Source organism: Neorhizobium sp. T25_13, from assembly GCF_002968675.1.
In the GTDB taxonomy this organism is placed as follows: domain Bacteria; phylum Pseudomonadota; class Alphaproteobacteria; order Rhizobiales; family Rhizobiaceae; genus Neorhizobium; species Neorhizobium tomejilense.
Map to the genome: position 1 here is coordinate 712,486 of NZ_PVBI01000001.1, position 9,190 is coordinate 721,675.

At 60.4% G+C, this 9,190-nt stretch carries 3 protein-coding genes; all 3 read left to right on the plus strand.

From position 1 onward, the window contains the following. Positions 1-115 precede the first annotated feature (115 nt). Complete coding sequence (locus tag C5J22_RS03360; protein ID WP_105437144.1) at positions 116-2,263, plus strand: type I secretion system permease/ATPase; 2,148 nt, start codon at positions 116-118, stop codon at positions 2,261-2,263. Further along, positions 2,260-3,717: an HlyD family type I secretion periplasmic adaptor subunit gene (locus C5J22_RS03365; protein ID WP_105437145.1), complete on the plus strand. Its 1,458-nt coding sequence runs from the start codon at positions 2,260-2,262 to the stop codon at positions 3,715-3,717. The genes C5J22_RS03360 and C5J22_RS03365 overlap by 4 nt, the downstream gene beginning before the upstream one ends. Positions 3,718-4,520: 803 nt before the next feature. Beyond that, positions 4,521-9,190, plus strand: a 4,670-nt coding sequence (locus C5J22_RS30985) for a M10 family metallopeptidase (RefSeq protein ID WP_245440279.1), incomplete at its 3' end; no start/stop codon positions are given.

The window sequence follows — 9,190 nt, forward strand, 5'->3', positions numbered from 1 at the left end:
CCATAGATTGTAGACGTGAATCCGCCTACATCTGCGGGGGAAAACCGTCAGCAACGGCTGCGGGGAAGGGTGCTTTGCACGTGCAAAGAAAACGGTCAGGGGATTGTTTCGCGACATGGATGGCGTCGTTTCGCAGCAGCTCGACTCCGGTCTCCGTGCGCTGTGTGGCATTGCGGCTTTCTATCGGATCGCAGCCGACCCTCAGCAACTGCAACACGATCTTGGCCTGAAGGGCCGACCCTCGCAGGCGCTTGATCTGCAGCGTGCCGCCAGGCTGATCGGCCTTAAAACCCGCCCGGTCGAAAAGGTTAGCGAACGTCGGCTGCGGACAATTCCGGTGCCGGCAATCGTGCGGGTGAAAAGCGGTGCTTTCCAGGTGCTTGGCGGCCTCAATCCCTCCGGAAAATACCGGCTGATCGATCCCGTGACGCGGGTCGATCGGGAAATCGAGCCAGAGGACATCGCATCGGAGATCGGAGGGAGTGTCCTTCTTGTCGGGCGGCGGCTCGGCGGCGACGGCTCGGATCCGCGGGAGTTCGGTTTCAAGTGGTTTGTGCCGTCGATCTGGCGATATCGAAAGCCGCTGGCGCATGTTCTGCTCGCCTCGCTTTTCGTGCAGATATTCGCACTGGTGACCCCGCTGTTTTTCCAGGTCGTCGTCGACAAGGTCCTGACCCACAAAGGCTACTCGACATTGTTCGTGCTGGTGGCCGGCATCGCCATCATCGGCCTCTTCGATGTCGTGCTTCAATATCTGCGGACTTACGCGCTGGCCCATACGACCAACAGGATCGACGTCGAGCTCGGCCAGCGGCTGTTCCACCATCTATTGCGGCTGCCGCTTGGTTATTTCGAGACCCGTTCTGCCGGCCAGACGGTGGCACGTGTGCGCGAGCTCGAGACCATCCGCGCTTTCCTGACCGGGCAGGGGCTGTTTTCGGCGATCGACCTTCTTTTCACCTTCGTCTTCATCGCGGTGCTCTTCGCCTATTCCTGGAAGCTGACGCTGATCGTGGTTGCCGCGATCCCGATCTATATGCTGATCGGCATGGTCGTGCGTCCGCCGCTGCGGGAGTTGGTCAAGGAGAAGTTCAATCGCGGTGCCGCCAGCCAGCAGTTCCTCGTCGAAGCGATCGTCGGCGTCCACACCGTCAAGGCTTCGGCCGTCGAGCCGATCATGCAGGCGCAATGGGAAGAAAAGCTTGCGGCCTATGTGCGGACGGCTTTCGATACCACGCTGCTCAGTGCCGGCGGCCAGAACGCCATTCAGTATGTGAGCAAGCTTTCAACGGCGGCCCTGCTGCTTTTCGGGGCCAAGGCGGTCATCGACGGTGAACTTTCGGTCGGCTCGCTTGTCGCCTTCAATATGATCGCCGGGCAGGTGACCCAGCCGGTTCTGAGGTTGTCGCAGCTCTGGCAGGATTTTCAGCAGGTGCAGATCTCCGTCGACCGCCTTGGCGACATCCTCAACACGCCGATGGAACGGCACCCCGGCGCCCGCATGGCGCTTCCGCCACCCAAGGGCATGATCCAGCTTCGCAATGTCACGTTCCGCTACCGGCCGGGCTTGCCGGAGGTTTTAAAGAACATCTCTCTCGACATTCATCCCGGCGAGGTCATCGGCATTGTCGGCGCCTCCGGTTCCGGCAAATCGACGCTCACCAAGCTCGTCCAGCGTCTCTATCTTCCGGAAGAGGGACAGGTGCTGCTCGACGGCGCCGACCTGTCGCAGCTCGATCCGGCCTGGCTGCGCAGCCACATCGGCGTCGTCCTGCAGGAAAACCTGCTGTTCAACCGCACGATCCACGACAATATCGCCTTCTCAAATCCCGCGATGCACCGCGCCCAGGTGATCGCCGTTGCCAAGCTCGCCGGCGCAGACGAATTCATCACTCGGCTGCCCCAGGGTTATGACACGATGATCGAGGAGCGGGGCGCCAACCTTTCCGGCGGTCAGAGGCAACGCATCGCGATTGCCCGAGCCCTTGCGACGAACCCGCCGATCCTGATCTTCGACGAGGCGACCAGCGCCCTCGATTACGAGAGCGAGCGGGTCGTCCAGACGAACATGCACCAGATCGCTCGGGGCAGGACGGTGATCATCATCGCACACCGACTCGCCGCCGTCAGGCCGTGCAGCAGGATCATCGGCATGGCGGATGGGCGGATCGCCGAAATGGGCAGTCATGAGGAACTGCTCAAGCGTCCGGACGGGCTCTATGCGCGGCTTTGGGCCCTGCAGAACGACAGGGGGGAGGCATGAGGAAAGCGCCCGCCAAGGCCGCCCGATATGCCGGCCTTCCGATGAGGCCGGCAAAGCGGTCCGATCACGAGTTTCTGGCGCCCGCTCTGGAAGTCCTGGAGACGCCACCCTCGCCGGTGCGCATGGCGCTGATCCTGATCATTTGCGCCTTCACCGCAACGGCCTTGATCTGGTCCTATGTCGGCCGCATCGACATTATCGCCGCCGCCCAGGGCAAGCTCCAGCCGACCGGGCGCGTCAAGGTCGTCCAGCCGCTGCTGACCGGCAAGGTGGCGGCGCTTCCGCCGCCAAACGGGACCCATGTCGAAAAGGGCGATATCCTCCTTGGGCTCGATCCGACCGATGCCATTGCCGATGAGACGGATGCGGCAAAGGGCCTGGCGTCCATGCGTGCCGAGGTCCGGCGCCGCAAAGCGATCGTGGATCATGTCCATTCGCGCGTGCCGAACGCGCCGTTGCCAGCGATCGCATGGGACGCGGATGTACCCGATGAGCTGCGCCGAAGGGAGGATGGCATTCTCCGGGGCGATCTTGAACAACACCAGGCCGCAGTCGCCTCGCTGGCGGCTCAGAAGCACCAGAAGGAAGTGGAACGCGATCGTCTGGCCGTGACGCTTGCGGCTCAGAACTCTCTGGTCGAAACGCTGAACGAGCGCGTGACGATGCGCAGCGCACTCGCGTCAAAGGATGCCGGGACGATGGCGAGCGTCATCGACGCGACGGAAACGCTGAAGGAGCAGGCGACGCAGCTTGCAATGCAGGAGGGCCGGCTTGCCGACGCCGTGGCAAGCATCGAGGTCTTTGCGCGGGAAAAGGACAGGGTAACGCGGGCGTTTCTAAGCGACCACCTCGCGCGACTCGGCGATGCGGAGCGCCGGGTCGAGGAGCTTGAGCAGCGCCTGACGAAGGCAAGAAATTCGCGGGAGCAGATGACGCTGCGCAGCCCGATTGCCGGCACGGTACAGGCATCGTCGATCACCAGTGTCGGGCAAGTGGTGAGCGTCGGTCAGGACGTCATGCGCGTCGTGCCCGAGGGCAGCGCCCTGGAACTCGAGGTTTACGTCTTGAACAAGGATATCGGCTTTATCAAGCTTGGCCAGGAGGCAGTCGTCAAGCTCGAAGCCTTTCCCTTTACCCGCTATGGCACGATCCCGGCCCATGTCACGAAAATTGCGGCGGATGCCATTCCGGAACCCGACGCCGCGCGCCGTGAAGGCGATGCCGCAGCAAGGCAGGCGGGGAGCGTCTTCGGCGGCGCCGAAAGAATGCAGAACCTGGTGTTTCCGGTGACGTTGAGCCTGGATGCCGACCAGGTTTCGGCGGATGGACGTGAGTTCAAGCTCAGTTCGGGCATGTCGGCGACTGCGGAGGTTCGCACGGGAGAGCGCCGGATACTCGAGTATGTGTTTTCGCCGCTGGTTGAGGTCGCGGAGGAGGCGATGCATGAACGATGAACCGCTTGCGGCTATACCGGCAACTCGCGCTACCGGCCTCGAGCACCATTCTCCTCAGCTCGCGATGGAACAGGGAAAAGCGGTGGACGCAACGGCGTGTCGTGGAATGTGCTCTGAGACTTAAGTGCCGCTCTCTGGAAAAGAACTTGTTATGGACCTTTCGTTCCCTTGGCCGTTTGGACCCGCATCAATCGCGATGCTCTGTGCCGCGGCATTTTTCTATACTTTATCTCTGTTCAGATCGATGCCGGCGGGAGTGGTGCTCCTATCTGCAACTATAATTTGCTCATTTTGCGTATCAATAGCGCTTCTTGTGTTTGGATCCGAGCCTAATATTTGTGAATTCACGGTTGCCTCTCTCTCGGCTTTTCTTCTTTTGGTGTTAATGGTAAATATGTCAGGAGTCTACTCGAAATTAAGGTTGGCACCAGTTGAAGAATTGACTTCAACCATAGTATCTAGACTATTTCTACTTTTTATTCCACTGTTGTTTGTTTTCTTCGCGATTTACAAGTACAGGCAAAGGGATTTCGTTGATAGAAACTGCAGAGTCGTAAGTTATGTACTTGGTGATAAGAACTATGATATTATATATTACTTTTGGGCCTTCGGGCTTTCGTCAGTGTTAATTTGGATATGTTCGATGCAGATTCTGGAGCTTATTGCACGAATCCGTAACCTCACTCGAATCGGGAACTAGGATATGTAGTCCACTGGTTCCCCAATAAATGCTTCGGCCGCTCACCTGGAGCACAGGGAAGCTGCATAACCCATGATCGAGTAGAATAGCAGGCAGGGATTTTATGACGGGCATTATCACTTCCACAAAGAATGTGCCTTTGACCGGAGATCAGAAAGTCGACGGGCTTATCAGCGGCTACGCGTGGGACGGTACGATAACCTATGCGTTTCCCACCAGCTCGACCTCGTACTCGTATAGTGGAGAGAGAGATTTCGGTTTCTCCTCGATTTCCTCGCAGCAGCAGGCTGCTGCCTTGATCCTCATGGAACAATCCTATGGAAACACGGCGAATGACGGTTTCTCCATAGAAGGATTTACCAACGCCGATTTTGTGGTCGGAGACGTAAACACTGCAACGGTGCGATTTGCTCAGTCATCCGACCCGCGTCTTTCGACGGCATGGGCCTATCTTCCTCGCACGGACAGCGCCGGCGGCGATATCTGGTTCGGGACGGAGTATGCTGGCACTAACGATGATTATCGATTTCCGGAGTTCGGCAACTATGCTGGACATACGTTGGCGCATGAACTGGGTCACGCTCTTGGCCTGAAACATGCACATGAACCGGATAATAATCCGGCGATCGTACCGAGCAGTTACGATTCTCTCGAATATACGATCATGACCTACCGCACATATATCGGAGACGTTCCGAACGGCTACGAATACGAGCAGAATAGTGCGCCACAGAGCTTTATGATGCTCGACATCGCCGCTCTACAGGAAATGTATGGCGCGGACTACACGACCAACGGTGACGATACCACCTATAAGTGGAATCCGAATGAGGGCGTTACCTATGTCAATGGCGTCGCGGCCATCACGCCCAATGCTAACAGGATATTCGCAACGATCTGGGACGGCGGCGGCGTCGATACCTATGACCTGAGCGCCTATACCTTCCGGCTTAGAATCGACCTGAGAGCCGGGGGCTACTCTTTCTTTTCCCAAGCCCAGTTGGCCGATCTGGGCGGTAGCCTGAACAATGGTTATGCCCGCGGTAACATTTTCAACGCGCTGCTTTATCACAACAACCTTGCGTCGCTGGTCGAGAATGTTCAGGCAGGCTCCGGCCACGACACGATTGTCGGCAACGAAGTAAGCAATGCCCTTTGGGGTAACGGCGGAAATGATTCGCTTGGCGGCGGTGCAGGCGACGACACGTTGATTGGAGGCGCTGGTTCCGACTCGATGTCGGGCGGGGTGGGCGACGATCTCTATGTGGTCGATATCGCGACCGACATTGTGATCGAGAACCTGAATGGAGGAACCGACACCGTCCAGACAGCGATTGTAAGTTATGCGCTCAGTGCCAATGTCGAGAATCTCACCTACACCGGCATCGGCAACTTCTCGGGCACCGGCAATGTGCTTGCCAACACGATCACCGGTGGGGCGGGCAATGACACGCTGAACGGCGGGACCGGCGCCGACACGCTGATCGGCGGCAGCGGCGACGACACCTACGTGGTCGACAACGCCGGCGATACCGTCACCGAAAACACTGATGAAGGTACGGATACCGTGAGGGTGTCTCTTGCCAGCTACACGCTGGCGGCGGTCGCCGATGTCGAGAACCTGACCTACACCGGCACGGCGGCATTCACCGGAACCGGCAATGGCCTCGACAACACGATCCGGGGCGGCGCGGCCGCCGATATTCTCGACGGCGGCGCGGGCGCCGACACGTTGATTGGCGGCGTTGGCAACGACACCTACATCGTCGATGCCCTGGACGATATCGTTTCCGAAGCCGCCAACGCAGGCACCGATCTGATCAAGACGGTGCTTTCCGCTTATGAATTGACCAGTACCGCCCATGTCGAGAAGTTGACCTTCATCGGCGCCGGCGACTTTGTGGGGACCGGGAATGCTCTGGCGAACGTCGTTTCCGGCGGTTCCGGCAACGACACGCTGGATGGCGGCGCAGGCGCCGACACGATGATCGGCGGCACCGGCGACGATACCTACATCGTCGACATCGCCACCGATGTGGTGACGGAAGCCGCAAACGAGGGCAGCGATACGGTCCGGACCGGACTTGCCGCGCTGACGCTTGCCGTCAATGTCGAGAACCTCGTCTATACCGGCAGCGGCAACTTCGCCGGCACCGGCAATGTGCTTGCCAACACGATCACCGGCGGGGCGGGCAATGACACGCTGAACGGCGGGGCCGGCGCCGACACGCTGATCGGCGGTCTGGGCAACGACATCTACGTCATCGACAATGCCGCCGACGTCGTCACCGAGAATACCAACGAGGGCATCGATACGGCCAAGACGGCACTGGCGAGCTACACGCTTGCCGACAATGTCGAGAACCTGACCTACACCGGCACGGTGGCGTTTGCCGGGACGGGCAACAACCTCGACAACACGATCACCGGCGGGGCTGCCGTCGACACGCTGTCGGGTGGCGGTGGCGACGACACGCTGGACGGCAAGGCCGGCGCCGATATCCTGATCGGCGGCACCGGCGACGACACCTACATCGTCGACAACGCCGCCGACGTCCTGACAGAAAATGCCGACGAGGGCACCGATACCGTCAGGACCGCACTGGCCAGCTATTCGCTGGCGTCGAAGGCCAACGTCGAGAACCTCAGCTATACGGGGACGGCTGCCTTCACTGGAACAGGCAACGGCTTGAACAATACGATCGTCGGCTCTCTCCTGGCTGCGAATACGCTTGATGGCGGTACTGGGGCGGATACGCTGCGGGGTGGTCGCGCGAACGACACGTACACTGTCGACAATGTCGATGATCTGGTGATCGAAGATATCGGAGGAGGCACTGACCTCATCAAGACGACGCTCACGAGCTACTCTCTCGTGCCATTCTCGAATGTCGAGAATCTGACCTTTGCCGGTGCTGGGAACTTCAGCGCCATCGGCAATTCGCAGAAGAATACCATCATTGCCGGCGCCGGCAATGATACCCTTGACGGTGGCGCCGGCGCCGATATTTTGATCGGCGGGCTCGGCAACGATATCTACATCGTCGACATGGCGACCGATGTGGTTACGGAGGCAGCCGGCGCCGGCACGGACGGGATCCGGACGTCGCTCGCTACCTACTCGATCGCTGCACTGGTGAATATCGAGAATCTCACCTACACGGGATCTGAAAACTTCACCGGCACCGGCAATGGGCTTGCCAACACGATCACCGGTGGGGCGGGCAATGACACGCTGAACGGCGGGGCCGGCGCCGACACGCTGATCGGCGGCGTGGGCGACGACAGCTACGTGGTCGACAACGCCGGTGATACCGTCACCGAAAATGCCGATGGCGGCACGGATACGATAAAGACCGCACTCGCCAGCTACTCGCTGGCGGCGGTCGCCGATGTCGAGAACCTAACCTACACAGGCAAGGCGGTCTTCACCGGAACCGGCAATGGCCTCGACAACACGATCAGGGGCGGCGCGGCCGCCGATATCCTCGACGGCGGCGCGGGCGCCGACACCTTGATTGGCGGAGCAGGTTCCGACAGGATGTCGGGCGGGGTGGGCGACGACACCTATGTGGTCGATGTTGCGACCGACATCATCGTCGAGAACCCGAACGAGGGCACGGACACGGTCCAGACGACGCTTGCGAGCTATGTCGTTGGGACGAATGTCGAGAACCTGACCTACACGGGTGCGGCGGCGTTTACCGGCACCGGCAATGGCGCGGTGAACGTGATCACCGGCGGGGCGGGGGCCGATACGCTCGACGGCAAGGCCGGCGCCGATACGCTGATCGGCGGTGGCGGCAATGACACCTATATCGTCGATGTCCTGGGCGATGTGGTGGTCGAGGTATCCGGCGGCGGCACCGATGTCATCAAGACCGATCTTGCGAGCTATTCGCTGGCGGCCATCGCCAATGTCGAGAACCTGACCTTCACCGGAAGTGGCGGCTTTACGGGCGCCGGCAACACTCTCGACAACATCATCACCGGCGGAATTGGCGACGACACGCTCTCTGGTGACGCGGGCAACGACACGCTGAACGGCGGCGCCGGAGCGGATGCGCTTTCCGGCGGCACGGGCAACGATATCTACGTCGTCGACAATGCCGGCGACACCGTCACCGAGAACGCCGACGAGGGCACCGACACGGTGCAGACGAACCTCTCAAGCTACACGCTTGGGACCGATGTCGAGAACCTCACCAATACCGGCACGGCGGCTTTTGCCGGTAACGGCAATGCGCTGAACAACATCATGACCGGCGGGACGGGTGTCGACACGCTGAAGGGCGGGGTGGGCGACGACACCTATGTCATCAGCACTGGCGACATCGTCGTCGAGAATGCCGACGAGGGCATCGACACGGTGCAGACGAACCTGGCCGCTTACACGCTGGGGGCCAACGTCGAGAACCTGACCTCGACGCGTGCGACCGGCTTTACCGGCGCCGGCAATGCGCTCGACAACATCATCAAGGGCGGAGCGGCAGCCGACAGGCTGACCGGGGCTGCGGGCAACGACACGCTGGATGGCGGGACAGGCAGCGATACGCTGATCGGCGGCACCGGCGACGATGTCTACATCGTCGACATCGCCACCGACGTGGTGACGGAGTTGGCAAACGAGGGCAGCGACACGGTCAGGACCGGACTTGCCGCGCTGACGCTTGCCGTCAATGTCGAGAACCTCGTCTATACCGGCAGCGGCAACTTCGCCGGCACCGGCAATGTGCTTGCCAACACGATCACCGGCGGGGCGGGCAATGACAC

Coding starts and splice junctions, on each gene's coding strand:
- C5J22_RS03360 (WP_105437144.1), top strand. CDS start 116: ATGGATGGCGTCGTTTCGCAGCAGCTCGACTCCGGTCTCCGTGCGCTG.
- C5J22_RS03365 (WP_105437145.1), top strand. CDS start 2,260: ATGAGGAAAGCGCCCGCCAAGGCCGCCCGATATGCCGGCCTTCCGATG.